Origin of the sequence: Lutimaribacter pacificus, from assembly GCF_900142185.1 — a bacterium.
Taxonomy (GTDB): Bacteria; Pseudomonadota; Alphaproteobacteria; order Rhodobacterales; family Rhodobacteraceae; genus Lutimaribacter; species Lutimaribacter pacificus.
This window is the reverse complement of the sequence record NZ_FQZZ01000005.1, coordinates 55,724-80,250: the sequence shown is the minus strand read 5'-3', so window position 1 is coordinate 80,250 and position 24,527 is coordinate 55,724. Positions and strand designations below refer to the sequence as shown.

24 protein-coding genes and 1 tRNA gene are annotated in these 24,527 nt (G+C 66.0%); 6 read left to right on the top strand and 19 right to left on the bottom strand.

The window, feature by feature from the left end:
• Window positions 1–17: 17 nt before the first annotated feature.
• The 4 genes from F3H87_RS13730 to F3H87_RS13715 form a co-directional block, all read right to left on the bottom strand.
• The gene (locus F3H87_RS13730) at window positions 18–1,631 is read right to left on the bottom strand and encodes an ABC transporter ATP-binding protein (RefSeq protein WP_149787466.1); all 1,614 of its coding nucleotides are present in this window, start codon (window positions 1,629–1,631) and stop codon (window positions 18–20) included.
• The gene (locus tag F3H87_RS13725) at window positions 1,628–2,500 is read right to left on the bottom strand and encodes an ABC transporter permease (protein WP_149787465.1); all 873 of its coding nucleotides are present in this window, start codon (window positions 2,498–2,500) and stop codon (window positions 1,628–1,630) included. Before F3H87_RS13725 ends, F3H87_RS13730 begins: the two co-directional genes overlap by 4 nt.
• Window positions 2,500–3,444, bottom strand: coding sequence for an ABC transporter permease (locus F3H87_RS13720; protein ID WP_149787464.1), 945 nt, complete (start codon window positions 3,442–3,444; stop codon window positions 2,500–2,502). Before F3H87_RS13720 ends, F3H87_RS13725 begins: the two co-directional genes overlap by 1 nt.
• A 71-nt stretch (window positions 3,445–3,515) precedes the next feature.
• Window positions 3,516–5,111, bottom strand: a complete 1,596-nt coding sequence (locus F3H87_RS13715; protein ID WP_223228067.1) for an ABC transporter substrate-binding protein — start codon at window positions 5,109–5,111, stop codon at window positions 3,516–3,518.
• A gap of 277 nt (window positions 5,112–5,388) precedes the next feature.
• On the opposite strand from F3H87_RS13715, the gene F3H87_RS13710 reads away from it, so the two are divergent.
• Window positions 5,389–6,828: a M81 family metallopeptidase gene (locus F3H87_RS13710; RefSeq protein ID WP_149787463.1), complete on the top strand. Its 1,440-nt coding sequence runs from the start codon at window positions 5,389–5,391 to the stop codon at window positions 6,826–6,828.
• Window positions 6,829–7,029: 201 nt separating this feature from the next.
• Here the strand turns inward: F3H87_RS13710 and F3H87_RS13705 are convergent.
• The 12 genes from F3H87_RS13705 to iscR form a co-directional block, all read right to left on the bottom strand.
• Window positions 7,030–7,106 (bottom strand) — tRNA-Arg (locus F3H87_RS13705).
• Window positions 7,107–7,316: 210 nt separating this feature from the next.
• Window positions 7,317–7,454, bottom strand: coding sequence for a hypothetical protein (locus F3H87_RS21830; RefSeq protein WP_188129164.1), 138 nt, complete (start codon window positions 7,452–7,454; stop codon window positions 7,317–7,319).
• Between the two features lie 146 nt (window positions 7,455–7,600).
• Entirely contained in the window at window positions 7,601–8,821 is a 1,221-nt protein-coding gene (locus tag F3H87_RS13700) for a cysteine desulfurase (RefSeq protein WP_149787462.1), read from the bottom strand.
• Window positions 8,814–9,401 (bottom strand): Yip1 family protein, encoded by a 588-nt coding sequence (locus F3H87_RS13695; RefSeq protein ID WP_149787461.1) that lies wholly within the window; start codon window positions 9,399–9,401, stop codon window positions 8,814–8,816. Before F3H87_RS13695 ends, F3H87_RS13700 begins: the two co-directional genes overlap by 8 nt.
• The gene (locus tag F3H87_RS13690; protein WP_149787460.1) at window positions 9,401–9,886 is read right to left on the bottom strand and encodes a YIP1 family protein; all 486 of its coding nucleotides are present in this window, start codon (window positions 9,884–9,886) and stop codon (window positions 9,401–9,403) included. Before F3H87_RS13690 ends, F3H87_RS13695 begins: the two co-directional genes overlap by 1 nt.
• Entirely contained in the window at window positions 9,886–11,172 is a 1,287-nt protein-coding gene (gene sufD, locus F3H87_RS13685; protein WP_149787459.1) for a Fe-S cluster assembly protein SufD, read from the bottom strand. Before sufD ends, F3H87_RS13690 begins: the two co-directional genes overlap by 1 nt.
• Window positions 11,172–11,927, bottom strand: coding sequence for a Fe-S cluster assembly ATPase SufC (gene sufC / locus F3H87_RS13680; protein ID WP_149787458.1), 756 nt, complete (start codon window positions 11,925–11,927; stop codon window positions 11,172–11,174). The genes sufD and sufC overlap by 1 nt, the downstream gene beginning before the upstream one ends.
• A gap of 100 nt (window positions 11,928–12,027) precedes the next feature.
• Window positions 12,028–12,342 carry a heavy metal-binding domain-containing protein gene (locus tag F3H87_RS13675; RefSeq protein ID WP_149787457.1) on the bottom strand — a complete coding sequence of 105 codons (315 nt, stop codon included), beginning with the start codon at window positions 12,340–12,342 and terminating at the stop codon, window positions 12,028–12,030.
• Window positions 12,339–13,217, bottom strand: coding sequence for an FkbM family methyltransferase (locus tag F3H87_RS13670; RefSeq protein WP_149787456.1), 879 nt, complete (start codon window positions 13,215–13,217; stop codon window positions 12,339–12,341). The genes F3H87_RS13675 and F3H87_RS13670 overlap by 4 nt, the downstream gene beginning before the upstream one ends.
• A 20-nt stretch (window positions 13,218–13,237) precedes the next feature.
• Complete coding sequence (sufB, locus tag F3H87_RS13665) at window positions 13,238–14,758, bottom strand: Fe-S cluster assembly protein SufB (protein WP_149787455.1); 1,521 nt, start codon at window positions 14,756–14,758, stop codon at window positions 13,238–13,240.
• 16 nt (window positions 14,759–14,774) lie between these two features.
• On the bottom strand, window positions 14,775–15,827 hold the full coding sequence (locus F3H87_RS13660) for a cysteine desulfurase family protein (RefSeq protein ID WP_223228066.1): 1,053 nt from the start codon (window positions 15,825–15,827) through the stop codon (window positions 14,775–14,777).
• Window positions 15,828–15,932: 105 nt separating this feature from the next.
• On the bottom strand, window positions 15,933–16,394 hold the full coding sequence (gene iscR, locus F3H87_RS13655) for a Fe-S cluster assembly transcriptional regulator IscR (RefSeq protein ID WP_149787454.1): 462 nt from the start codon (window positions 16,392–16,394) through the stop codon (window positions 15,933–15,935).
• Between the two features lie 154 nt (window positions 16,395–16,548).
• On the opposite strand from iscR, the gene F3H87_RS13650 reads away from it, so the two are divergent.
• The 3 genes from F3H87_RS13650 to F3H87_RS13640 are packed head-to-tail and all read left to right on the top strand — an operon-like array spanning window position 16,549 to window position 18,030.
• Complete coding sequence (locus F3H87_RS13650) at window positions 16,549–17,202, top strand: alpha/beta hydrolase (RefSeq protein WP_149787453.1); 654 nt, start codon at window positions 16,549–16,551, stop codon at window positions 17,200–17,202.
• Between the two features lie 4 nt (window positions 17,203–17,206).
• The gene (locus tag F3H87_RS13645; RefSeq protein ID WP_149787452.1) at window positions 17,207–17,440 is read left to right on the top strand and encodes a hypothetical protein; all 234 of its coding nucleotides are present in this window, start codon (window positions 17,207–17,209) and stop codon (window positions 17,438–17,440) included.
• 26 nt (window positions 17,441–17,466) lie between these two features.
• Window positions 17,467–18,030 carry an HD domain-containing protein gene (locus F3H87_RS13640; RefSeq protein ID WP_149787680.1) on the top strand — a complete coding sequence of 188 codons (564 nt, stop codon included), beginning with the start codon at window positions 17,467–17,469 and terminating at the stop codon, window positions 18,028–18,030.
• A gap of 103 nt (window positions 18,031–18,133) precedes the next feature.
• Here F3H87_RS13640 and mfd read toward each other — a convergent pair whose 3' ends face one another.
• Together mfd and F3H87_RS13630 are read right to left on the bottom strand one after the other, a co-directional pair.
• Entirely contained in the window at window positions 18,134–21,586 is a 3,453-nt protein-coding gene (gene mfd / locus F3H87_RS13635) for a transcription-repair coupling factor (protein WP_149787451.1), read from the bottom strand.
• The gene (locus F3H87_RS13630) at window positions 21,546–22,148 is read right to left on the bottom strand and encodes a component of SufBCD complex (protein WP_223228065.1); all 603 of its coding nucleotides are present in this window, start codon (window positions 22,146–22,148) and stop codon (window positions 21,546–21,548) included. The genes mfd and F3H87_RS13630 overlap by 41 nt, the downstream gene beginning before the upstream one ends.
• A 118-nt stretch (window positions 22,149–22,266) precedes the next feature.
• Between F3H87_RS13630 and hemB the strand changes: the two genes are divergently transcribed.
• Together hemB and F3H87_RS13620 are read left to right on the top strand one after the other, a co-directional pair.
• Window positions 22,267–23,268 (top strand): porphobilinogen synthase, encoded by a 1,002-nt coding sequence (gene hemB / locus F3H87_RS13625; RefSeq protein WP_149787450.1) that lies wholly within the window; start codon window positions 22,267–22,269, stop codon window positions 23,266–23,268.
• Window positions 23,269–23,468: 200 nt separating this feature from the next.
• Window positions 23,469–24,053: a lipid-binding SYLF domain-containing protein gene (locus tag F3H87_RS13620; protein ID WP_394852155.1), complete on the top strand. Its 585-nt coding sequence runs from the start codon at window positions 23,469–23,471 to the stop codon at window positions 24,051–24,053.
• Between the two features lie 102 nt (window positions 24,054–24,155).
• Here the strand turns inward: F3H87_RS13620 and F3H87_RS13615 are convergent, their stop codons facing one another.
• Entirely contained in the window at window positions 24,156–24,425 is a 270-nt protein-coding gene (locus F3H87_RS13615) for an usg protein (protein ID WP_149787449.1), read from the bottom strand.
• Window positions 24,426–24,527 lie beyond the last annotated feature (102 nt).

Below are 24,527 nucleotides of genomic sequence, written 5' to 3'. Positions count from 1 at the left end.
CGCCGCCCCGGCCCGGATCAGGCGGTTTCCTTGTCGAACACGCCGTGCCCCGGCGCGGCGGCCAGCAGCGACCTGGTGTATTCGTGCTGCGGGTTGGAAAACACCTCGGCGGTGGGGCCATTTTCCACCACCACGCCCTTGCGCATCACCATGATGCGGTCGCAGATCTGGGCCGCCACCCGCAGGTCGTGGGTGATGAACAGCATGGCAAGGTCGAATTCGTCGCGCACGTCTTCGAGCAGGTCCAGAACCTGCGCCTGCACCGACACGTCCAGCGCCGATACCGCCTCGTCCGCGATCAGCACCATCGGCTCCATCGCCAGCGCCCGCGCGATGCAGATACGCTGCCGCTGGCCGCCGGAAAACTGGTGCGGAAAGCGGTCGAGCGCCTCGGGCGCCAGCCCGACGATCGACATTAGCCGCCTGGCGCGCTCCAGTGCCTCGGCCTGGCTGACGCCGAAATTCACCGGCCCCTCGGTGATCGACTGCCCCACCGTGCGACGCGGGTTGAGCGAGCGGTACGGGTCCTGGAACACGATCTGGATGTCGCGGCGATGCGGGCGCAGCTTGTCCTCGCGCAAGGTGGCAATGTCGGTATCGCCGATCATGACCTCGCCCGAGCTTGGGTCGATCAGGCGCATGACGCAGCGCGCCACGGTCGATTTGCCCGACCCGGATTCGCCCACGATGCCCAGGGTTTCGCCCCGCCGCACGATGAAATTCACGTCATTGGCCGCATCCACCACCCGGCCGCGGCCGAACATGCCCTTGTGGCCGTATTGCTTGTTCAGATGCGTGGCCGACAGCGCGGTTTCGCCGGTAACCTCGGCGCGGTCCGGCGGCGTCATCGAGGGCACGGCCCCGATCAGCATCTTCGTATAGGGATGGCCGGGCGCACCCAGCACCTGATCGACCGGGCCCTGCTCGACGATTTCGCCGTTCTGCATGACCACCACGCGGTCGGCGATGTCGGCCACCACCCCGAAATCGTGGGTGATGAACAGCACGCCCATGCCGCGGCGTTCCTGCAACTCCTTGATCAGCGACAGGATCTGCGCCTGCGTGGTCACGTCCAGCGCGGTGGTGGGTTCGTCCGCGATCAGCAGCACCGGCTCCAGCACCAGCGACATGGCGATCACGATGCGCTGGCGCTGACCGCCCGACAACTGGTGCGGGTAGGAGTGATACATCTTCTCCGGGTCCGGCAGGTGCACGTCGCGCATCGCCTGCAACACCTTGGCCTTGCGCCTGGAGCCCGACAGGCTGGTGTGAATTTCCAGCATCTCACCGATCTGCTCGCCCACCGGGGCCACCGGGTTCAGCGCGGTCATCGGCTCCTGAAAGATCATCGCCATCTTCTCGCCGCGCAGCCGGCGGATCTTGGCGTCGGATGCGTTCAGGATGTTGTCGCCCTGCAGCAGGATCTCGCCCGCCACCGGCGTCAGCGCGCGCTTGTCGTGCAGCCCCATCACCGTGAACGAGGTGACGGATTTGCCCGAGCCGGATTCGCCCACCACGCAGACGATTTCACCGGCATTGACGCTGAAACTGATATCCTTGATCGCATAGGGCCGGTCGGCCTGTTTCGGCAGGCTGACGGTCAGGCCGCGAATATCGAGAATGGGGCTCATCGCATGGTCCTCGCGATACGCGGATCGAGGGAATCTCGCAGGCCGTCGCCGACGATGTTGACCGCCAGAACGGTCACCGCCAGGGCTGCGCCGGGAAAGAAGATGATCCACGGTGTCAGTTGGAAAAACGTCCGGCCCTCGGACATGATGTTGCCCCAGGACGGGATTTCCGGCGGGATGCCCGCGCCCAGAAAGCCCAGGATCGCCTCGGTCAGCATGGCCGAGCCGCAGACATAGGTCGCCTGCACGATCAGCGGCGCGATGGTGTTGGGCAGCACGTGGCGCAGCATGATCAGCCATGTGCGCGTGCCTGCGGCGATCGCGGCCTCGACGTAAGGTTCCTCGCGCACGGTCAGCACGACGGACCGCACAAGGCGCACCACGCGCGGGATCTCGGGGATGACGATGGCGGTGATCACCGTCAGCAGCGTCGCCCCCGACAACGAAATCAGCGCGATGGCCAGCAGGATCGCCGGGATCGACATCAACCCGTCCATCACCCGCATGATCACCGCGTCCATGTAACGGAAATACCCCGCCACCAGCCCCAGGAACAGCCCGATGGCGATCGAGATCACGGCCACCGCCGCGCCCACCGTCAGCGAGATGCGCGCGCCGTTCACCACGCGGCTGAACACGTCGCGGCCCAGCTGGTCGGTGCCGAACAGCCCGAAATCGCCCGGCGGCTTGAGCCGCGCAATCGGGTTGATCGCTATCGGATCGACCGTAAAGACCGCGCCGAACACCGCGATCAGCGCAATGATGACAAGCAGGAGCCCGCCCCAGAACACCGAACGGTTCCTGAGCGCGATGCGCCAGACGCTCGGCTGGGCGGCGGCCTGCGATGCGGGGGTTGCAGTCTCGGCCATCAGTAACGAATCCTCGGGTCCAGAAGCGAATAGCTGAGGTCGATCAGCAGGTTCAGAACGATGTAGATGAAGCTGAAGAACAGGATCAGCCCCTGGATGATCGGGTAATCCCGCGCCAGCACCGCATCCAGCACCAGCCGCCCCAGCCCGGGGATGTTGTAGACGCTTTCGGTCACCACCACGCCGCCGATCAGCAGCGCGATGCCAATGCCGATCACGGTGATGATCGGCACGGCGGCGTTGCGCAGCGCGTGGCGCATCAGCACCTTGAACTCGCTCTGGCCCTTGGCGCGGGCGGTGCGCACGTAATCCTCTTCCAGCACCTCGATCACCGAGGCGCGCGTCATCCGCGCGATCAGCGCGATGAAGATCACGCTCAACGTCAGGGTCGGCAGGGTGATATGTGCGAAGAACGGCCCGATCCCTTCGGTAAAGGGCGAGCGGTAGCCCTGCACCGGCAGCCATTTCAGCTTGAGCGACAGGATATAGATCAGCACGTATCCCAGCACGAAGACCGGCACCGAAAAGCCGCCGACCGAGAACAGCATCACGAAGCGGTCGACCCAGCTGCCGGCGCGATAGGCGGCCAGCGTGCCCAGCGGCACCGCGACCAGCACCGCGAAGACGATGGTGCTGAGCGCCAGCAGCATCGTCGGTTCGATCCGCTGCACGATCAGCTCGGCCACCGGCTTGTTCGAAAAGATCGAGGTGCCCAGGTCGCCCTGGACAAGCTGGCCCAGCCACTTGGTGAACTGCACGACGATCGGCTCGGACAGGCCCAGTTGTTCGCGGATACGCTCCACATCCTCGGCGGTGGCGTAATCGCCCGCGATCACCGCCGCCGGGTCGCCCGGCGACAGCCGCAGCATCATGAAGACGAAAAGCGCCACGACGATCATCACGGGGATGGTCATCAGGACACGTTTGAAGATGTAGAAAAGCATGTGGCCCCGCGTCTTTTTATCTGGACCGGCGCGGGGGATCGCCCCCCGCGCGCGGCCGGTGTTTCAGGGCGTCATTCGACCGACATGTTCCAGAAGAACTGCACCGGCGACTTGATCAGGCCCTTGACGTTGTTGCGATAGGCCACGGGGGTAAAGAACTGCCCCAGCTGGCCCGACGCGCCGATCGCCCACAGGCGTTCCTGCACCTTGGCGGCCAGCGCCTGCTTTTCCTCCAGGCTGCCGGCCTTGGCAAAGGCGGTGCGCGCCTCTTCCAGCTCGGCATCCTCGGCCCAGCCGAACCAGCCCTTGTCGGGATTGCCCGAAAAGGCGATGGCCATCGGGTCGATCACGTCGGCGCCGATCCACCAGGTGTGAAAGATGTTCCAGCCGCCCTCGCCCACCGGGTCGCGCAGCGCGCGGCGCGAGGTCAGGGTGGACCAGTCCATCGCCTCAAGCTGAACGGTAAAGCCCGCGTTGCGCAGCTTTTCCGCCGTCACCAGCGAAAAGGCCGAAAGCATCGGGATATCGGTGGGCTGCATGATCACGACGGGCGTCCCGTCATAGCCCGTCGCCTCGAGCGCGGTCTTGGCCGCCGCGACATCGCCGGTGGCCATCACGTCCGAACCGGCATCGTTTTCCAGCGGCGTGCCGCAGGGAAAGACCGAGTAGCAGGTTTTCCAGAACTGCGGATCGCCCACACCGGCGGCCAGGTAATCCTCCTGCTTCATCGCCATGATCGCGGCCCGGCGCACATCGGCATCGTCGAAGGGCGGCAACAGGTGGTTGAACCGCGCGAAACCGATGCCGCCCAGCGGGTCGTTCACCTCGACCGTGATATCGGGGTTGGACGACAGGATCGGCGCCAGGTCGGGCGCGGGCTGTTCATAGAAATCGACCTCGCCGGCCATCAGCGCGTTCATCGCGGTGGTGGCGTCGGGGAAATACTGCCAGATCACCTTGTCGACCTTGGCGATCTTGCCGCCCGCCGCGGCCGAAACCGGCTCGTCCCGGGGCACGTAATCCTCGAACTTGGTATAGACCACGGTCGAACCCGGCACCCATTCGTCGGCCTGGAACACGAACGGGCCCGAGCCCACGTATTCGGTGATCTGCTCGAACGGGTCGGTTTCGGCGATGCGCTTGGGCATGATGAAGGGCACGTTCGACGAAATCTTGCCGATCGATTCCAGCACCAGGCCATAGGGTTCCTTGAGCGTCATCACGACGGTCTTTTCATCCGGCGCCTCAAGCGTGTCGATCACACCGAACAATTGCTGCCCCATGCCGTCGCGCGCGCCCCAGCGCGTCAGCGACGCCACGACATCCTCGCCGGTGACCGGCGCGCCATCGTGGAATTTCAGACCGTCGCGCAGCACGAACGTCCAGACCAGCCCGTCATCCGAGGTGGTCCAGGTATCGACCATCTGCGGCTGCGGCACAAAGTTGTCGTCCATGGCGAACAGCGTGTCATAGATCATGTAGCCGTGGTTGCGCGAGATGTAGGCGGTGGTCCAGATCGGATCGAGGTTCTTGAGATCCGCATGCGGAATGACCCGCATCACCGTTTCCGCATTCGCCGGCGAGGCGATGGACGACACCGCCACCGGCACCGCCAGCGCGGCGGCCAGCACGGCCCGCCGCGTCATTGTTCCCATACCCAAAAGCATTGATGACTCCCTGTGTTGTTGCCGGTCTTAAGGGCCGGCGTCCTGATCCTTTTCAAAACATTCGGTTGACGTGCCGTGACATGTCAAGCTCTGCTTGTAATGCTGCCGGTGCGAAACGGGGCTGCCCCGATGCGTGCAGCAGGGATGTTTGTATGCAAATAAACTAGGCAGACGAGGAAACGCCGCCCCCGCCGGCCGCCCGAAACCGTGCCGCCACGGTTGCCGGGCCGGGGGAAACGGACGAATCGGAACGGATGAAAAGAATCGAGGACAGGACATGACCCGCATCGCCATCGCCGGCTTCCAGCACGAGACCAACACATTTGCCCCCGACGCCACCACGCTGGAGCAGTTCGTCAATCCCGGCGCCTGGCCCGCGCTGACCCGGGGGGCGGATATCTTCACGGTGTTCGACGGGCTGAACATCCCGATTTCCGGCTTCATCCGCGCCTGCCGTCACGAGTTGGTGCCGGTGCTCTGGGCGATGGCCGAGCCGGGCGGCTATGTCACCGACGAGGCGTTCGACACCATCACCGGCGACATCGTCGAGGGCATCGCGCAGGCGGCCCCCGACGCGGTCTATCTCGACCTGCACGGCGCCATGGTCACCCGCGCCTACCCTGACGCCGAGGCGGAAATCCTGCGCCGCATCCGCGCCCGGATCGGGCCGGACCTGCCGGTCGCGGTCAGCCTGGACCTGCACGGCAATCTCAGCCCCGCCTTTTTCGAGCTGGCCAGCGTGGTCACGATCTACCGCACCTATCCGCATACCGATTTCGCCGAAACCGGCGCCCGCGCCGCCGCCCTGCTGGAGCGCGCGATGGCCGCGCCGCTGTTCGGGGCCTACCGGCAGGGCGATTTCCTGACCCCGATCACCGCGCAGACCACCGATCACAGCCCGGCAAGGGAGCTTTATGCCGCCCTGCCCGGCCAGGATGCGGTGTCGGTGGACATGGCGATGGGCTTTCCGCCCGCCGATATTCCCGATTGCGGCCCGTCGATCTTTGCCTATGCCGACACGCAGGTGGCTGCGGATTCCGCCGCCGACGACATGCTGGCCCGGCTTGCCGCGGCCGAACCGCTGTTCGACGCGCGGCTGGTCCCGGCGGATCAGGCGGTCCGGCAGGCGATGGCGATGCAGGGCCCGGTGCTGATCGCCGACCCGCAGGACAATCCCGGCGCGGGCGGCACATCCGACACCACCGGCATCCTGCGCGCGCTGATCGCGGCCGGTGCGCCCGACGCGGTGCTGTCGATGCTGCACGACCCGGCCGCGGCGGCCGCCGCGCACCAGGCCGGCATCGGCGCGCGGATCGGGATCGCCCTCGGCGGCGGGCACCGGCAATATTCCGAGCCGGTCCACGCCACCGTGGTGGTCGAGTCGCTGTCGGACGGGAAATTCACCTGCTCCGGCCCGATGTTCGGCGGCGCGCAGGCCGATCTCGGCCCCATCGCCGGGCTGCGCCTCGACGGCACCGGCATCCGCGTGGTGGTGGGCAGCACCCGCTGCCAGAACCTCGACCAGGAGTTCTTTCGCGTGGCCGGCATCGAACCCGCCGAACACGCCATCATCTGCGTGAAAAGCGCGGTGCATTTCATGGCCGATTACAAGCGGATCACGCCCAGCGTGCTGTTCGCCACCGCCCCCGGCGCCAACCCCTGCGACCTGTCCACGATCCCCTATACGCAATTGCGCACAGGCGTGCGGCGGGGGTAGCGGGCCATACGCAACAGGGGGCATAGCACGACCGGGGTCGGGCGATCCAACGGCTGTGACTGGCGGTTTATCGTGCAGCCACATCCTCCCTCAAAGCGGAGTCCTTACGGCAACCAATCGCCCGGCCGGGGGGCGGCCGTGCGATGCCCGGGTCGAGTGTCGTAGAAGGATAAACACCGCGACGAACGATAGGTGAAACTATGGCGGACCCAAGAGGATTCGAACCTCTGGCCTCTGCCTTCGGAGGGCAGCGCTCTATCCAGCTGAGCTATGGGTCCGTCGTGCCCGCGTCTATAGGCCATCGTTTTGCCCGCCGCAACGGGTATGGGCGGGTGCGGGGCGAAAAATCCTCAAGGGGGGCGGTTTGGCGGTCCGGGCCGGAGCCGAAACCGGGGTGCCACTGGTGGCACCCCGGTCCCGGAAGGCTTGAAGGCCGGAAAGCGGCCGGTCGGGTCGCTTTCCCGTATTTTCGAGGCAGTCTTGCGGCTTCAGCCGACCTGATTGCCGTATTTGTCGTACACCGGTTCCGGCATCACCGGCTGCGGCGTGGGCTCCGGCTCGGGCTGTCCGCAGGCGCTCAGCGCGGTCAGGGCGATCAGAACGGCAGTCATCTTCAGTTTCATCATGTCGGCATCCCCTCATTCCAGGTGGTTGTATGCCGCGATGCTAGACGCAATTCCGTGCGGCGCACGCGCCTCCTGCGCCGGCGGGCGCCGATAAGCGTGAGTTTGCCAGTCGCGGGGCCCGGCCCCGGCGAACCTTTGCCGATCGCTCAGCCGAACAGCTCGTGCGCCAGCTCCAGCGCGTCGATCAGCGCGTCCACCTCGGCCTCGGTATTATAGAGTCCGAAGGACGCGCGGCAGGTCGCCGGCGTGCCCAGATGCTCCATCAGCGGCCCGGCGCAGTGATGGCCCGCGCGCACCGCCACGCCCTTCTTGTCGAGAATCGTGCTGATGTCGTGGGCGTGGGCCGCGCCCTGCATGGTAAAGGAAAAGATCGCCGCCTTGCCCGGCGCGGTGCCCTGCACGTTCAGCCAGTTCAGCCCCGACAGGCGGTCGGCGGCATAGCGCGCCAGCCCCGCCTCATGCGCGGCGATGTTCTCCATCCCCAGCGCCATCATGTAGTCCAGCGCCACGCCCAGCCCGATCGTCTGCACGATACCGGGGGTGCCCGCCTCGAATTTCATCGGCGGGTCGGCATAGCTTACGGCGTCTTTCGTCACCTCGCGGATCATGTCGCCGCCGCCCATGAAGGGGCGCATCTCGGCCATCCGCTCCTTGCGGACATAGATCGCGCCCGATCCCGACGGGCCGTACAGCTTGTGCCCGGTCACCGCGTAGAAATCGCAGCCGATATCGGCCACGTCGACCGGCATGTGCACCGCCGCCTGGCTGCCATCGACCAGCACCGGCACGCCCCGTTCGCGCGCGGCCTGGCAGATCGCCTTGACGTCCACCACCGTGCCCAGCACGTTCGACAGGTGTGTGATAGCGACCAGTTTCGTCTTCGGCCCGATCGCGTCGATCACCTTTTGCGGGTCCAGCGCGCCACGGCTGTCCACATCGACCCATTTCAGCGCCACGCCCTGCCGTTCGCGCAGGAAATGCCAGGGCACGATATTGGCGTGATGTTCCATCACCGACAGGACGATCTCGTCCCCCGCCTCCATCCGGGGCATGGCCCAGCCATAGGCGACCATGTTGATCCCCTCGGTCGTGCCCGAGTTCAGCACGATCTCCCTTTCGTCCGCCGCGCCCAGGAATCGCGCCACGGTGCCGCGCACGGCTTCGTATTTCTCGGTCGCCACGTTCGACAGGTAATGAAGCCCGCGATGCACGTTGGCGTATTCATGGCCATAGGCGCGCGTTATGGCGTCGATCACCGCCTGCGGCTTCTGCGCGCTGGCGCCGTTGTCGAGATAGACCAGCGGCTTGCCGTTCACCTCGCGCGCGAGGATCGGGAAATCGGCGCGTATCTTTGCGACATCATACATTCGGAGTGATCCCCACGGCTGCCCCTCCGATAACGAAGAGGATGATCGAAAAGCCAAAGCTGATCCCCAGCCCGGCCAGCAACAGAACCACGAAGGCCCGGCCGAGCGAACCGAACCTATGCGCGGCGTTGATGAAATGCACCAGTATCCACAGGCTGAGGACAAGGATCAGGATCGACACGATCCCGCCCAGCATCGGCAGCGTGATCCCCACGAACACGATCGCCAGCTGCGCCAGCACCCGCATGAACTGCAACCAGACCATGACGCGCAGCACGTCGCCCAGCTGCCCGCTGCCGCCCATCATGTTGCCGATCCAGGTCAGCACGAAGATCATGATCACCAGCCCGCCGCCCTGCGCGATGGCATAGAGCATCGGGTTCTCGAATATCGGCGAGAACGGCATCTGCGACGGGAAGACATAGTTCGACAGGCTGAACAGCAGCGCGTTCAGCACCGTGGCCAGCAACAGCGCCATCCACAGCGCGTTGCGCCCGATCTCGAAAGTCAGCACCCGCTCGGCGGCGCCGGGCGGGTCGAACACGGTTTCCCGCGCAAGGTCGGCAAACCCGTATCGCATCACACAGCCCCCCAGCCGGCGCGGCGCAGCCCGGTGACGGCGAACCACGCAAAGACCACCACCCACGCGGCCCCGACCACCTGCAACTGGATGCCCGGCCCGATGAAGCCCGCGACCAGCCCGTTCAGCAGGATCAGCGGCGACGACGCGAGGAATGCCCAGAAGATCGCCAGCCGCACCGCATAGGCATCGCCCCGGCCACCGATCGCCCGCATGACCAGGTAGGCCACATAGGCCAGCACGTAGAACATCAGCGGCGCGATGAACAGCCACGCCAGAAGCGATGCGCCCAACAGCATCTGCAGGTCCATCTCCTCCAGGTGCGCGCGCCGGGCCAGGACCGGCCACTGGCTGACGAACACCAGGATGCACGCGCCCATCAGCAGCGCCAGCGCCCGGCCCTCGTGGACGGGCGCGGCCAGCAGCCGCGCCACCACGCGGCCCGGGCCGCGATAGGTGGCCACGATATCGGTGACCAGCGCCATCAGTGCGAATGCCGTTCCAGCCAGCCCTGCAGCCGCACGGTGATGCTTTCGCGCAGGGCCGGGTTCTCGATCTCTTCGACCGCCTCGGCGAGGAAGGCCAGCACCAGCAGGTCCTGCGCCCGTTTCAGCGGCACGCCGCGCGCGCGCAGGTAGAACAGCATGTCCTCGTCGATGGCGCCGGTGGTCGAGCCGTGCGAACAGGCCACATCGTCGGCATAGATCTCAAGCTCGGGCTTGGCCAGGAAGGTGCTGTCGTCATCCAGCAGCAGCGACTGGCTGATCTGGTAGCCGTCGGTCTTCTGCGCCTCGGGCTGCACCAGGATCTTGCCCTGGAACACGCCGGTGGCACCGTTGCGCAGCACCTTCTTGAACACCTGGCGGCTTTCGCAATTCACCGCGTCATGGGTGATGAACACCGTGTCGTCATGGTGGAAATCGCCATCCCCCATCGCCGCGCCGGCCACATGGGCCACCGCGTCGTCGCCGGTCAGCTCGATCACGCATTCGTTGCGCGTCATCACGCCGTTCGCCGTCATGGTGAAACTCTTGAACACGCTTTCGGTGCCGAGCCGGGCAAAGATATGGGTGGCCGCGCGGCGTTCGTGGTCGCGCCCCTGCGTGCGCACGTGGTGGAAGGTGGCGCCATCGGCGACATCCACCTCCATCACCTTGTTGAACCGCGCCGCGGCGGGGCCGTTTTCCAGCACGGTCAGTTCCGCCCCCTGCTCCAGCCGGATGACATGGTGCAGCATCGCGTCCGAGGTCTCGGAACGGTGGTGGTAGACCAGGCTCACGGGCTTTTCCGCCTTGCCGGTCACCCGGATCGCCACGCCATCCGTCGCAAAGGCGGTGTTGAGCGCGGCCAGCGGGCGCATCACCGGGTTCTGCCCGGCCTCTTCCAGCTTGCCATAGAGGTCGCGCGCCCAGTGGATATCCTGCGCGCCCGCGATCGCCAGCCGCTCGATCTCGATACCCGCGGCGCCCAGGTCGTCGCTGGCCTCCTCGTCGAACACGCCGTCCACGAACACCACGCAGATGCGGTCCAGGTCCAGGAACGGCATGGCCTCGTCATGGCTGAACAGCGCGGCCTTCGGCGCCTCGGGCTGCACCAGCGTATCGGGGCGGGTGAATTTCCAGTATTCGTCGCGCCGCCCCGGCAGGCCCATCTCGCGCACGCGCGCCAGTGCCGCCTCGCGCGCGGCGGTGATCCAGCTACCGCCCGCGGGCAGCGCCAGCGCCGCCAGCCGCGCCTCGGTCGCGTCGAGTTTTACCTGTGGCAAAGCCATTACACCGCCTCCCCGAGGATATCGGCATATCCGTTCTCCTCGACCTCGAGCGCCAGTTCCGGGCCGCCCGTCTTGACGATACGGCCGTTGGACATGATGTGCACCACGTCCGGCCTGATGTGGTTCAGCAGGCGCTGGTAGTGGGTGATGACAAGGAAACCGCGCCCCTCGTCGCGCAGCGCGTTCACGCCATCGCTGACCAGCTTCATCGCGTCCACGTCCAGCCCGCTGTCGGTTTCGTCCAGGATGCACATCCGCGGCTCAAGCATGGCCATCTGCAGGATTTCGTTGCGCTTTTTCTCGCCGCCGGAAAAGCCCACATTGACCGGGCGTTTCAGCATCTCGGCGTCGATCTGCAACTCCTTCGCCTTTTCGCGGATCACCTTGAGGAACTCGGTCGACGACATCTCTTCCTGCCCGCGCGCCTTGCGCTGTGCGTTCACGGCGGTGCGCAGGAAGGTCATGTTGCCGACGCCGGGGATTTCAACCGGGTACTGGAAGGCCAGGAAAAGGCCGGCAGCAGCGCGTTCCTCGGGCTCCATCGCCAGCAGGTCCTGACCGTCCAGCGTGGCGGTGCCCTCGGTCACCTCGTAGCCGTCGCGCCCCGACAGCACATAGCTGAGCGTCGACTTGCCCGACCCGTTCGGCCCCATGATCGCATGGACCTTGCCCGGCTCGACCGTCAGGTCGACGCCTTTCAGGATCTTCTTGTCCTCTTCCTCCAGCTGCACGTGCAGGTTCTTGATTTCCAGCATGGTCGTTCCTTTCCAGTTCGCGTTTCGGGGCGGCCCGTCCGGGCCGCGTCATCAGTTGCATCCCCCGCGGGGATATCTCAGGGCATGGCGGCGGGCCGGATCATTCGATCACCACCGCGGTTCCCGAGGCCGAGACCATCAGCATCGACTGGCCCACCACCTCGTAATCCAGGTCGACACCCACCACCGCATTGCCGCCGGCCGCCAGCGCGCGATGCTCCAGCTCGCGCAGGGCGGTTTCGCGCGCGTCCTGCAATTTCGATTCATAGGCGCCCGAACGGCCGCCGATGATATCGGTCACGTTGGCGAATATGTCGCGCACGATATTGGCGCCCATGATCGCCTCGCCCACGACGATGCCGCGATAGTCGACGATGCGGTGCCCTTCGACCGTGTTGGTCGTTGTGATGATCATGCCTCGATCCTTTCCGCCTTCAGCCCGTCGGGCAGCTTGTCCACGTATTTCGCCGCCGCCTTGCCCGGCACGACGCCACGCGCCGCCAGCTCGTCCAGGCACCACAGCGCAAGGTCGTGGCTGCCGAACACGCCATCGGCCAGCAGCGCCAGATGCGCCAGTTGTTCGTCGGTCACCGCATCCCGGTCTTCGAGGTTGCGGATATACACCGCATCCCCGTCTATCAACTGGCTGCCGATGGCGCGGCGGTTCAGCCGCGCGGCCTGGCTGTTGCCCAGCATCCTTGCTTTCTGGTGCAGGAAGCGGTGCAGCACGAACCCCTGGTCGCGCAGCGCGCGGTCCAGATCGTGCAATGCCGGCTCGCCGTCATACAGGCGATAGAACCGCATCTCGGCCACCACGGCCACGGCGCCCGACAGCTTTGCCCGCGCGCCTTCGATCACGTCGACCTCGGCGCCCTGCGCATCCACCTTCAGGCAGTCGATCGCGGGCAGGTCCGGCATCCCGTCGAGGCTGTCGAGGGTCATTTCCACCTCAACCTCACTGTTCAAATGTCGACGAAAATGCCCCAGATATCCGGTGGATTGTGTCGAAATCTTATACAAAGACGACATTTCCGCCGAAGGATAGGCGTTGAACACCGCCCGCCCCGGCCGGCCCACCGCGCGCTCCAGCACATGCACATTCGCAGGTGCCCCGGCGCGCAGTTCCGCGGCCGCATCCGGGTGCGGCTCGAACGCCCAGACCTCGGCCAGGTCATGACGCAGCACCCCGGCATAGACCGGCGCCCCGAGGGGGTTGGCCCCCACATCGGCGATGCGCACGGGGCGCAACGGCGCCAGCGTCCGCGCCAGATATCCAAGCGAATTGCCCATGCCCTGTCCGGCGGCAGGCGTCAGCCCACCGACCCTTCCAGCGAGATCGCGACCAGTTGCTGCGCCTCCATGGCGAACTCCATCGGCAGCGCCTGCAACACCTCCTTGGCGAAACCGTTGACGATCAGCGCCACGGCCTCTTCCTCGTCCATGCCGCGCTGGCGGCAATAGAACATCTGGTCGTCATCCACCTTCGACGTGGTCGCCTCGTGTTCCACGCGGGACGAGTTGTTGCGCACCTCGATGTAAGGCACCGTATGCGCCCCGCACTTGTCGCCGATCAGCAGGCTGTCGCACTGGGTATAGTTGCGGCTGTTCTTGGCCTTCGGGTGCATCGACACGAGGCCGCGATAGGTATTCTGCGCATAGCCCGCGCTGATACCTTTCGACACGATGCGCGATTTGGTGTTCTTGCCCAGATGCGTCATCTTGGTGCCGGTATCGGCCTGCTGGTGGTTGTTGGTGATGGCGATGGAATAGAACTCGCCCTGGCTGTCGTCGCCGCGCAGGATGCAGGACGGGTATTTCCACGTCACCGCGCTGCCGGTTTCCACCTGCGTCCACATCACCTTGGCCCGGTCGCCCCGGCAATCGGCGCGCTTGGTGACGAAGTTGTAGATGCCGCCCTTGCCGTTCTCGTCGCCCGGATACCAGTTCTGCACGGTCGAGTATTTCACCTCGGCGTCTTCCTCGACGATGATTTCCACCACCGCGGCATGAAGCTGCGCGATATCGCGCTGCGGCGCGGTGCAGCCCTCCAGGTAGCTGACGTAAGAGCCCTTGTCGGCGATGATCAGCGTGCGCTCGAACTGGCCGGTATTCTCGGCGTTGATGCGGAAATAGGTGCTCAGTTCCATCGGGCAACGCACACCCGGCGGCACATAGACGAACGAGCCGTCGGAAAACACCGCGCTGTTCAGCGTGGCATAGAAGTTGTCGGACACCGGAACGACCGAACCGAGGTATTTCTTAACCAGTTCAGGATGTTCGCGGATCGCTTCCGAGATCGAGCAGAAGATCACCCCGGCCTTCTGCAACTCTTTCTGGAAGGTGGTGCCCACCGATACGCTGTCGAACACCGCGTCCACGGCCACCTTGCGGCCCTCGGCGGGGGCATCCTCGGCGCCCTCGACGCCGGCCAGGATCATCTGTTCCTTCAGCGGGATACCCAGCTTTTCATAGGTCGCCAGCAGCTTGGGGTCGACCTCGTCCAGCGATTTCGGCTTGGTCTCCATGCTCTTGGGGCGGGCATAGTAATACTGGTCCTGGAAATCGATTTCCGGGTAATCCACCATCGCCCAGTCGGGTTCCTTCATGTTGACCCAGCGTTCCAGCGCCTTCAGCCGCCACTCGGTCATCCATTCGGGTTCGCCGTTCTTGTCGGAAATCAGCCGCACGATATCGGGGGTCAGCCCCTTGGGGGCGTATTCCATCTCGATATCGGTTTCCCAGCCATGCTTGTACTTGCCAAGGGATTTGACCGCATCGACCGTTTCCTGATCGACGCCTTCCTTCACCTCTACCTTGTCCAGTGCCGTCATCGGCTTTCCTTTCCTGTTACGCCGCGCTGCGGGCGCGGTGCCGTTCCCACTTGTCCAACCAGACGTCCGCGAAACGCAGAACGTCTTCTTCGCTCGTATCGGGGCCCAGCGACACGCGCATCGCGCAGGCCGCCTGCCCCTCGTCATATCCCATTGCCGTCAGTACCCTGCTGGCCCGCACCTTGCCACTGGAACAGGCGCTGCCCGCGCTGACGGCGAAACCGGCAAGGTCCATGGCCATCACCTGTGTCTCACCCTTCCAGCCGGGGGTGAGGAAGCAACAGGTGTTGGGCAGGCGTCGCGCGGCTTTCCCGACCAAAATAGTCTCTTTTGATCCAGCCTCAATGGCCTTTTCTAGAATTTTTCTAAGTCCAGATACGCGGTCCCACACGCCATCGGCCAGATCGCGCGCAGCGGCCTCGGCCGCCGCGCCGAAACCGGCGATCGCGGCCACGTTCTCGGTGCCCGCACGGCGGCCCATCTCCTGCCCGCCGCCGCGCAGCTGCGCCGCCACGTCGGTGCCGCGCCGCACCACCAGCGCGCCGATTCCCTTGGGCCCGCCCAGCTTGTGCGCCGAGATCAGCGCCATCTCGCAACCCAGCCAGTTGAACGCGACGGGCAGCTTGCCGAAGGCCTGCGTGGCATCGACCACCGCCAGCCCCTGCGGCAGATCCTGCACCACCCCGGTTTCCGAATTGGCCGCCTGCACTGCCGACTGCGCCGGATCGGCCACCGTCACCCGGCCATCGCCATCGACGGGCAGGCTGTCATCCACCCAGGCGCCCACCGCGTCATGTTCGATTCCCGCGCCGTGCAGCCCCCGCCCCGCGCAGGCCAGCGCCGCCGCCTCGGTCGCGCCCGAGGTAAAGATCACGTCGGCCCCGTCCGCCCCGAACGCCGCGGCGACCTGGCCGCGGGCACGCTCGATCAGCCCCCTGGCCGCGCGTCCCTCGGCATGGACGCTCGACGGGTTGCCCACAAGGTCGAACGCCGCGATCATGGCATCGCGCGCCTCGGGCCGCAGGGGGGCTGTGGCGTTGTAATCCAGGTATACGCGACGGTTTGTCACAATTGCTGCCTTCTCATGTCCCGGCCTTCGCACAGGATGCCCTTGCCAGTCCACCGGCCGCCCGACGATACCACGCGGGCCGCGCCGGCGCGGCGTGACATATCCTCATCCCTCGTCAACCACGGAAAACAGCGACGGCACCGCCGGGCACGGCGCCAGGTCGTTCTCGATCACGTCCGACAGCCGGGTCTGGTGCAGGAAGACATAGACATGCGCGCTCAGCCCCTCCCACAGGCGGTTGGTCAGCGATTGCGCCCGGCTGCCCGACAGCGCGCCGCTGGCGCCCGCGCCCTTGTGCATGGCATCCACGGTCTCGTCCACCGCGGCCAGCACATCGACGATGCGGATATCGCTGGCGGGTTTCGCCAGCCGGTAGCCCCCGCCGGGCCCGCGCACCGATTCCACCAGCTCGGCCCGGCGCAGCTTGACGAACAGCTGTTCGAGATAGGGCAGCGACACGTCCTGCCGGCGCGAGATATCGCCCAGCGTGACCAGTTGCCCCTTCGGTTGCAGCGCGATATCGGCCAGCGCCACCATCGCATAACGTCCCTTGGTGCTCAGTTTCATGGGCCACCCCCGCCAACAGATTGACCTTGCAGGGCGAAACGCTTATCTCGCATCAAGCCCCGGCCGGCCCCTGCCGGCAAGATTAGAACGGTTCTAAAGTGCCTGAGCGAATTCGTCAAGATTACCCGCCAGGCCACAGCTGACAAGGAAACCCATGCCCGAGGTCATCTTTCCCGGACCCGAAGGTCGGCTCGAAGGCCGGTATCACCCGCAAAAAGAGCGGGATGCCCCGATCGCCATCGTGCTGCACCCCCATCCGCAATTCGGCGGCACCATGAACAACAAGGTGGTGTATAACCTGCATTACGCATTCTACAATATGGGCTTTACCGTTCTGCGCTTCAACTTCCGTGGCGTCGGGCGCAGCCAGGGCGAATACGACCAGGGCGTGGGCGAGTTGTCGGATGCCGCCTCGGCGCTCGACTACCTGCAGTCGATGAACAACAACTCCAAGCATTGCTGGGTCGCGGGCTTCAGCTTCGGCGCGTGGATCGGGATGCAGCTCCTGATGCGCCGCCCCGAGATCACCGGCTTCGTCTCGGTGGCGCCGCCCGCCAACATGTACGATTTCTCGTTCCTGGCCCCCTGCCCGGCCTCGGGGCTGATCATCAACGGCACCGCCGACCGCGTGGCGCCCCCCGCCGATACCGTCAGCCTGGTGAACAAGCTGCACGAACAAAAGGGCATCACCATCACCCACGAGGAAATCGAGGGCGCCGGCCATTTCTTCGAAGAGCCGCATATGGACACGATGATCGACACCGTGACCGACTACGTGAAGCGGCGCCTGACAGAAACCACGCGGTGATCCGATGGGCGTGACCGAGGATCTGGCCGACGAACTGGCACGCGACACGATCAGGATCATGGAAGCCACCGGCGACGAGGGGCTCGTCGCCGAGGTGTCCAACCTGTTGCAAGCCTCCTCCACCCCCACGCAAGAGGCGTTCATGGCCGCGATCCGCGTCCGGCTGGCCGTCGCCCGCGCGCGCAAGCTGCTGCAGCAAAAGGCGCGCGCCGCGAAAAAGACGCAGGACGACACGTGACCGCCCCCGCCCGCCTCAACGCGCAGATGGCCTTCCTGAACGAGGCCTGCCGGCTGAAATCGGTCACCCGCGCCACCACGCTCTGCGACGCCTCGCGCCCCGAGAACTCGGCCGAACACAGCTGGCACCTGGCGCTCTACGCGCTGGTGCTGGGCGAACACGCGCCCGGCGATGTCGACATCGCGCGCGTCATACGGATGCTGCTGCTGCACGACCTGGTGGAAATCGACGCCGGCGACAACCCGATCTACGGCCAGATCGACCACGCCGCCGTGGCCGCCCGCGAACAGGAAGCGGCCGACCGCATCTTCGGCCTGCTGCCGTCCGACCAGGCGGCCGACCTGCGCGCGCTATGGGACGAATTCGAAGCCGCCGAAAGCGCGGACGCGCAATTCGCCAAGGCGCTCGACCGGTTCCAGCCGCCGAACCAGAACCTCGCCTCGGGCGGGGTCAGCTGGCTGGAACACAATGCCACGCTCGACAAGGTGGAAACCCGTGTCGGCGCCCCCATCGCACGCGGCGCGCCCGCCCTGTGGGACTGGATCGCCCCGCGCATCCGCACGTGGTTCGCCGCCCGGACGCCGCACTGACCCGCCACGCGGTTTTTTGAGTATTTTCAGAACGATGAAACAGCGGGTGCGCCCGGCCCTTCATCGTTCTGAAAATACTCACAACCCGCCCGCGCGCCCCGCGCTATGCCCTGGCCTTTTTCGCCTTTTCCTCGGCAATCACCTTTTCGGCCAGGTCGCGCGCGATAGCGAAGGCGCCCTTGATCTTGTCGGCCTCGTTCTTCCAGTCGCGCCGCACCACGATCTTGTTGTCCTTGACCTTGGCCAGTCCCTTTTGCCCCTGGATGAATTCCACCAGCCCCTGGGGCGAGGCGAACCTGTCGTTGTGGAACTGGATCGTCGCGCCCTTGGGCCCGCCATCGAGCCGGGCGATGCCGGCGCGCTTGCACATCGCCTTGATCCGCACGACCAGAAGCAGCGTGTTCACCTCTTTCGGCAGCTTGCCGAAGCGGTCGATCAGCTCGGCGGCGAAGCCTTCCAGCTCGACCTTGCTGTGCAGGCTGCTGAGGCGGCGATACAATCCCAGCCGGACGTCCAGGTCGGGCACGTAATCCTCGGGGATCAGCACCGGCACGCCGAGGTTGATCTGCGGCGCCCATTGCCCGTCATCGTCGGTCAGCCCCTCCATCTCGCCCGCGCGTATCCGGGCGATCGCCTCTTCCAGCATCTGCTGGTAGAGTTCGTAACCCACGTCGCGCATCTGGCCCGACTGCTCTTCGCCCAGCAGGTTGCCCGCGCCGCGGATATCCAGATCCTGGCTGGCCAGCGTGAACCCCGCGCCGAGACTGTCGAGGCTGCCCAGCACGCGCAGCCGCTTTTCCGCCGCCGGTGTCAGCGGCGTGCGCGGCTTGGTGGTAAGGTAGGCATAGGCGCGCGTTTTCGAGCGTCCCACCCGGCCACGGATCTGGTAAAGCTGTGACAGCCCGAACATGTCGGCGCGATGCACCACCATCGTGTTGGCGGTGGGAATATCCAGCCCCGATTCGACGATGGTCGTGGCCAGCAGCACGTCGTACTTGCCGTCGTAGAAGGCGTTCATGCGGTCGTCCAGCTCGCCCGCCGCCATCTGCCCGTGCGCCACCACGTAGGACACTTCGGGCACCTGTGCCTGCAGGAACTCCTCGATCTCGCGCAGGTCGCTGATGCGGGGGACCACGTAAAAGGACTGCCCGCCCCGGAAATGTTCGCGCAGCAGCGCCTCGCGGATGGTGACCGGGTCGAACTCGCTGACATAGGTGCGGATCGCCAGCCGGTCGACCGGCGGCGTGCCGATGATCGACAGATCCCGCACGCCCGACAGCGACAGTTGCAGCGTGCGCGGGATCGGCGTCGCGGTCAGCGTCAGCACGTGCACGTCCGAGCGCATCTGCTTCAGCCGCTCCTTGTGGGCGACGCCGAAATGCTGTTCCTCGTCGATGACCAGCAGGCCGAGATTCTGGAACTTCACCGATTTCGCCAGCAGCGCATGGGTGCCCACCACGATATCCACGGTGCCCTTCGCCAGCCCCTCGCGGGTCTTCGCGGCCTCTTTCGCGGACACGAAGCGCGACAGCGGCCGGACATCCAGCGGGAAGCCGCGGAACCTGTCGGCGAAGCTCTTGTAATGCTGGCGTGCCAGCAGCGTGGTCGGCGCGATCACCGCAACCTGCACCCCCGACATCGCCGCGACGAAGGCCGCGCGCATCGCCACCTCGGTCTTGCCGAATCCCACATCGCCGCAGATCAGCCGGTCCATCGGCTGCCCGCTGGTCATGTCGGCCAGCACATCGCCGATCGCGCGCAGCTGGTCGTCGGTTTCGGTATAGGGAAAGCGCGCGCTGAATTCCTCCCAGGCGTGGGGCGGCGGGTCCAGCACCGGCGCGCGGCGCAGCGCGCGTTCGGCGGCGATGCGAATCAGCCGGTCGGCCATCTCGCGGATACGTTCTTTCAGCTTCGCCTTCTTGGCCTGCCACGCGCCCCCGCCCAGCCGGTCCAGCAGCCCCTCTTCGTGGCCGAATTTCGACAGAAGCTCGATATTCTCGACCGGGAGATAGAGCTTGGCGCCCTCGGCATATTCCAGCAACAGGCATTCATGCGCGGCGCCCGCCGCCGTCACCACCTCAAGCCCGTGATAGCGCCCGACCCCGTGATCGACATGCACCACCAGGTCGCCGGGCGACAGCGATTGCGCCTCGGTCAGGAAATTCTCGGCCCGGCGGCGGCGCTTGGGCGCGCGGATCAGCCGGTCGCCCAGGACGTCCTGTTCGGAAATGACGGTCAGCCCCTCGGCCTCGAATCCCTGTTCCAGCGCCCAGACCGCCAGGTGCAGCCCGTGCCGGCCCACACCGCCCATGTCGCGCACATGCACCGCGCCGATCAGCCCCTCGTCGGCGATCAGCCCGTCCAGCCGTTCGCGCGCGCCCTCGGAATACGAGGCGATCACCACCGGCCCGCCCTCCAGCCGCGCCTTCACGTGATCCGCCAGCGCCGCGAACAGGCTCAACGATTCGGCCTGCCGCTCGGGCGCGAAACTGCGCCCGACGCGCCCGCCCGCATCAATGACATTCGGCCCGGTGGCCTGCGGCAGCGGGCTGAACTGCAGCACGCGCCGCTCCGCCAGCGCGCCCTCCCATCCCGCATCGTCGAGATAGAGCAGCCCCGGCGGTACCGGCTTGTAGACCGTGTCGCCCCGGCCCTTCTGCGTCATCGCGTGGCGGCGGGTCTCGTACTGGTCCACGATCCCGTCCCAGCGGCCTATCCGCGTCGGCGTCACCTGGTCGTCCAGCGTGACGCTCGCCCCCGGCAGGTAATCGAACAGAACCTCCAGCCGCTCGTGGAAGAACGGCAGCCAGTGTTCGACGCCCTGATGCTTGCGCCCCGCGCTCACCGCCTCGTAAAGCGGGTCGTCGGTGCCCGCCGCGCCGAACTCGATCCGGTAATTCTGCCGGAACCGCAGGATCGCGGCCTCGTCCAGGATCACCTCGCTGACCGGGGCCAGTTCCACCAGGTCCAGCTTTTGCGTGGTGCGCTGGCTGACCGGGTCGAAACGCCGCGCCCCGTCCAGCACGTCGCCGAAGAAATCCAGCCGCACCGGCCCGGCCTCGCCCGGCGGGTAGATGTCGATGATGCCGCCGCGCACGGCGTAATCGCCCGGCTCGGTCACCGTGGGCGCCTGCACGAACCCCATCCGCACCAGGAAGGCGCGCAGCGCCGCCTCGTCCACCCGCTCGCCCACGCGGGCGGTGAACGCGGCCTCGCGCAGCACATCGCGCGCGGGCAGGCGCTGCATCGCCGCGCTCAGCGTCGTCAGCAGCACGAACCGCCCCGGCGCACCGTGTACCAGCCCCGCCAGCGTCGCCATCCGCGCAGCCGAGATATCGGCATGCGGGCTCACGCGGTCATAGGGCAGGCAATCCCAGCCGGGAAAGCGCAGGACCGGCATGTCGGGCGCGAAAAAGCGCAGGGCGGACTCCATCGCCGCCATCCGCTTGTCATCGCGCGCGACATGGATCACCGGCGCATCGCTGCGCGCCGCCTCGTTCAGGATCAGGCGGGCGTCAAACCCCTCCGGGGCGCCCCCAACCGTTATTCGGGTCATCGTCCACCTGTTGTTCGATCGCGCCCAGCGGGCCGAAATGATTGCCCATACCGGCCCTCAGGTTCTGGTACATCCCCCACATGGCGGTGACGAAGATGGCGATCATGCCGATCACCTGCACCATGACCCGGTGCCGCCACAGGATGCGGCGCAGGTCCGGCCCCTGCGCGCGCCGTTCCTGGATCAGCCGCGCGGTGTTCAGGCTCAGCAACCCCACGACGGACATGGGAAAGACCATCAGGAACACCGCCTGCGCCATCTGTATCCCGTAAAGGAACCCGATCAGCGCCAGCGAGGTCAGCAGGAAACAGGCCAGCCCCAGCACCCACAGCCCCGCAACGCGCGAGATACCCAGCAGGCGGTTGGTCATCACCCGCGCGATATCCTCCAGGTCCTCCTCGGCCTGCCCGCCCCGGCTGCCGGCGCGGCTGACCATGTCGAAGGGAATGCCCAGCACCCAGTGGCTTGCCGTCGACCACAGGACGGCCAGCGCGATCCAGTACCAGACACTGGAAAACGAACGCAGATCAATCAGGGCGGTGAGATTGTCGAACCAGTCCAAAGGCGTGCCTCACGAGGATACCGCGCTTCCTTATCGCCCCTTTGCGGCAATTCCTACCCTTGAGATGCGCGAATTTCCATGCCAGAGCAATGCAACGCCCAAGCCGAGGACGAAAACCATGAAACCCAGCCAGGCCCCCTTCCCCGCCACACGGTTCCGCCGCACGCGGCAGAATGCGCAGATCCGTGCGCTGGTGCAGGAAAACACGCTCGGCACGGGCGATCTGATCTGGCCGATCTTCCTGCGCGACGGCACGAACGTGACCGAGCCTGTGTCTTCGATGCCGGGGGTCAACCGGCTCTCGGTCGACAACGCGGTCAGGGCCGCGCGCGAGGCGGCGGACCTGGGCATTCCCGCGATCTGCCTGTTTCCCTATACCGACCCCGCGAAAAAGTCCGAGGATTGCGCCGAGGCGTGGAACCCCGACAACCTGTCCAACACCGCCACCCGCGCGATCAGGGATGCCGGGATCGAGATCGCGGTGATGACCGACGTGGCGCTCGACCCCTATAACAGCCTCGGGCATGACGGCTTCGTGGTGGACGGCCGCATTCCCAATGACGAAACCGTCGAGGCGCTGGTCAAGCAGGCACTCAGCCAGGCCCGCGCCGGCGCCGACATCATCGGCCCCAGCGACATGATGGACAGCCGCATCGGCGCGATCCGCAGCGCGCTGGAAGCCGAAGGGTTCCGGGACGTGCTGCTGCTCTCTTACGCGGCCAAATACGCCAGCGCCTTCTACGGCCCGTTCCGCGACGCGGTGGGCGCGTCCGGCGCGCTCAAGGGCGACAAGAGCACATACCAGATGAACCCCGCCAACTCGAACGAGGCGCTGCGCCTTGTCGAACGCGACCTGCGCGAGGGCGCGGACATGGTGATGGTGAAACCCGGCATGCCCTATCTCGACATCTGCCGCAGGGTAAAGGACGCCTTCGGTGCGCCCACCTATGCCTACCAGGTCTCGGGCGAATACGCGATGATCGCGGGCGCGGCGCAGAACGGCTGGATCGACGGGCAGAAGGCGATGCTGGAAAGCCTGATGTGCTTCAGGCGCGCGGGCTGCGACGGGGTGCTGACCTATTTCGCCCCTCAGGTCGCGCGCCTCCTGAACGACGCATAGGCCGCGCCCCGGCTTCATCTTGCCCGCAATACTCCGGGGGGTGAATTGGGCCGGCGGCCCAAGAGGGGGGCAGCGCCCCCCCTGACCCCGCCGGGCGCGGCTTCCCGCGTAATGCCACAACCCGTAGTGACAGATGCGCGTTCACCCCCTATACTAAGCGCCAGACCGGCGGCATAAGCCGGCAGAGCAGTCAACCGCACATGAAACAGAATACAGGCATCGCCATGACGCATTTCACCCGACGCAGTTTCACGCTGGCCGCCCTGGCCGGCGCAGGCGCAACCGCAGCTTGCGGCAACGGCATCGGCAGTACCGGCCCCGAAACCATCGACGCGCGCGTCGATTCCACGCTGAACTACCTGTTCGCCTCCTACCCCGCCACCCGCGACATATCGGCGAAATCCACCGGGCAACTGGTGATGCCGCTGGTGACCGAGGCGGGGCTGGGCTTCGGCGCGGGCTATGGCCGCGGCGCACTGCGCGTGGGCGGCACCACGGTGGATTACTATTCCGCCACCAAGGGCAGCTTCGGGTTGCAGATCGGCGCGCAGCAATACGCCCATGTGCTGTTCTTCATGACCGACGAGGCGCTGATGCGCTTCCGCCGCTCCTCGGGCTGGGCCGCCGGCGCCGATGTCGAATATGTCTTCAACGACAAGGGCGAGAATATCCGCGCCGAGACCACCACCTCGACCGCCCCGGTGCTCGCGGTGATCTTCGGCCAGGCCGGGCTGCTGGTGGGGGCCACGCTGGAAGGCGTGAAATACACCCGCATCATCCCCTGAGCGGCAGAGTTTTCCCCGGGTGGTTCACTCCCCCCGCCCGGGCCAATCTCCGGCGACGGATTCCGTCGCCGGTTTTTTTGGTGCCGGACGGCGCCGGCCTTTTCAGTGCAGCGTGAACTCGCCCACCACGTTGCGCCATTCGCCGGGCGCGACCATCCGGCGATGGGTAAAGCGCACCGAATGCAGCGGGCCCTCGATCTCGTCCTGCCAGAACTCGATGAAGCTGAACAGCCGCGGGTGATCCGGGGCCAGGTCGTACTCCTGCCAGACGAAACTGTTCAGCACATGGGTATAATCGGGCATGTGATAGAAGAACTCCGCCGTGGTCAGCCCATAGCCTTTCAGCAGCAGTTCGGTTTCCCTGTGATCCATCTTCGACCTCAATAACCTGTTATTGTAGGGAAATGATGCCTGAAGGAAATTGTTTTTCAACAAAAACAGTGTGTTATCAGTGCCCCTGGCTGGCTGCCAATA

Bases quoted from the DNA above. Each gene is read 5' to 3' on its own strand.
- F3H87_RS13710 (WP_149787463.1), top strand. From the start codon at position 5,389: ATGACCCGCATCGCCATCGCCGGCTTCCAGCACGAGACCAACACATTT.
- F3H87_RS21830 (WP_188129164.1), bottom strand. From the start codon at position 7,454: ATGATGAAACTGAAGATGACTGCCGTTCTGATCGCCCTGACCGCGCTG.
- F3H87_RS13725 (WP_149787465.1), bottom strand. From the start codon at position 2,500: ATGGCCGAGACTGCAACCCCCGCATCGCAGGCCGCCGCCCAGCCGAGC.
- F3H87_RS13645 (WP_149787452.1), top strand. From the start codon at position 17,207: ATGGGCGTGACCGAGGATCTGGCCGACGAACTGGCACGCGACACGATC.
- mfd (WP_149787451.1), bottom strand. From the start codon at position 21,586: ATGACCCGAATAACGGTTGGGGGCGCCCCGGAGGGGTTTGACGCCCGC.
- sufC (WP_149787458.1), bottom strand. From the start codon at position 11,927: ATGCTGGAAATCAAGAACCTGCACGTGCAGCTGGAGGAAGAGGACAAG.
- F3H87_RS13695 (WP_149787461.1), bottom strand. From the start codon at position 9,401: ATGCGATACGGGTTTGCCGACCTTGCGCGGGAAACCGTGTTCGACCCG.
- F3H87_RS13715 (WP_223228067.1), bottom strand. From the start codon at position 5,111: ATGCTTTTGGGTATGGGAACAATGACGCGGCGGGCCGTGCTGGCCGCC.
- F3H87_RS13670 (WP_149787456.1), bottom strand. From the start codon at position 13,217: ATGGGCAATTCGCTTGGATATCTGGCGCGGACGCTGGCGCCGTTGCGC.
- iscR (WP_149787454.1), bottom strand. From the start codon at position 16,394: ATGAAACTGAGCACCAAGGGACGTTATGCGATGGTGGCGCTGGCCGAT.
- F3H87_RS13650 (WP_149787453.1), top strand. From the start codon at position 16,549: ATGCCCGAGGTCATCTTTCCCGGACCCGAAGGTCGGCTCGAAGGCCGG.
- F3H87_RS13730 (WP_149787466.1), bottom strand. From the start codon at position 1,631: ATGAGCCCCATTCTCGATATTCGCGGCCTGACCGTCAGCCTGCCGAAA.
- F3H87_RS13700 (WP_149787462.1), bottom strand. From the start codon at position 8,821: ATGTATGATGTCGCAAAGATACGCGCCGATTTCCCGATCCTCGCGCGC.
- sufB (WP_149787455.1), bottom strand. From the start codon at position 14,758: ATGACGGCACTGGACAAGGTAGAGGTGAAGGAAGGCGTCGATCAGGAA.
- F3H87_RS13720 (WP_149787464.1), bottom strand. From the start codon at position 3,444: ATGCTTTTCTACATCTTCAAACGTGTCCTGATGACCATCCCCGTGATG.
- F3H87_RS13615 (WP_149787449.1), bottom strand. From the start codon at position 24,425: ATGGATCACAGGGAAACCGAACTGCTGCTGAAAGGCTATGGGCTGACC.
- F3H87_RS13620 (WP_394852155.1), top strand. From the start codon at position 23,469: ATGAAACAGAATACAGGCATCGCCATGACGCATTTCACCCGACGCAGT.
- F3H87_RS13640 (WP_149787680.1), top strand. From the start codon at position 17,467: ATGGCCTTCCTGAACGAGGCCTGCCGGCTGAAATCGGTCACCCGCGCC.
- hemB (WP_149787450.1), top strand. From the start codon at position 22,267: ATGAAACCCAGCCAGGCCCCCTTCCCCGCCACACGGTTCCGCCGCACG.
- F3H87_RS13675 (WP_149787457.1), bottom strand. From the start codon at position 12,342: ATGATCATCACAACGACCAACACGGTCGAAGGGCACCGCATCGTCGAC.
- sufD (WP_149787459.1), bottom strand. From the start codon at position 11,172: ATGGCTTTGCCACAGGTAAAACTCGACGCGACCGAGGCGCGGCTGGCG.
- F3H87_RS13690 (WP_149787460.1), bottom strand. From the start codon at position 9,886: ATGGCGCTGGTCACCGATATCGTGGCCACCTATCGCGGCCCGGGCCGC.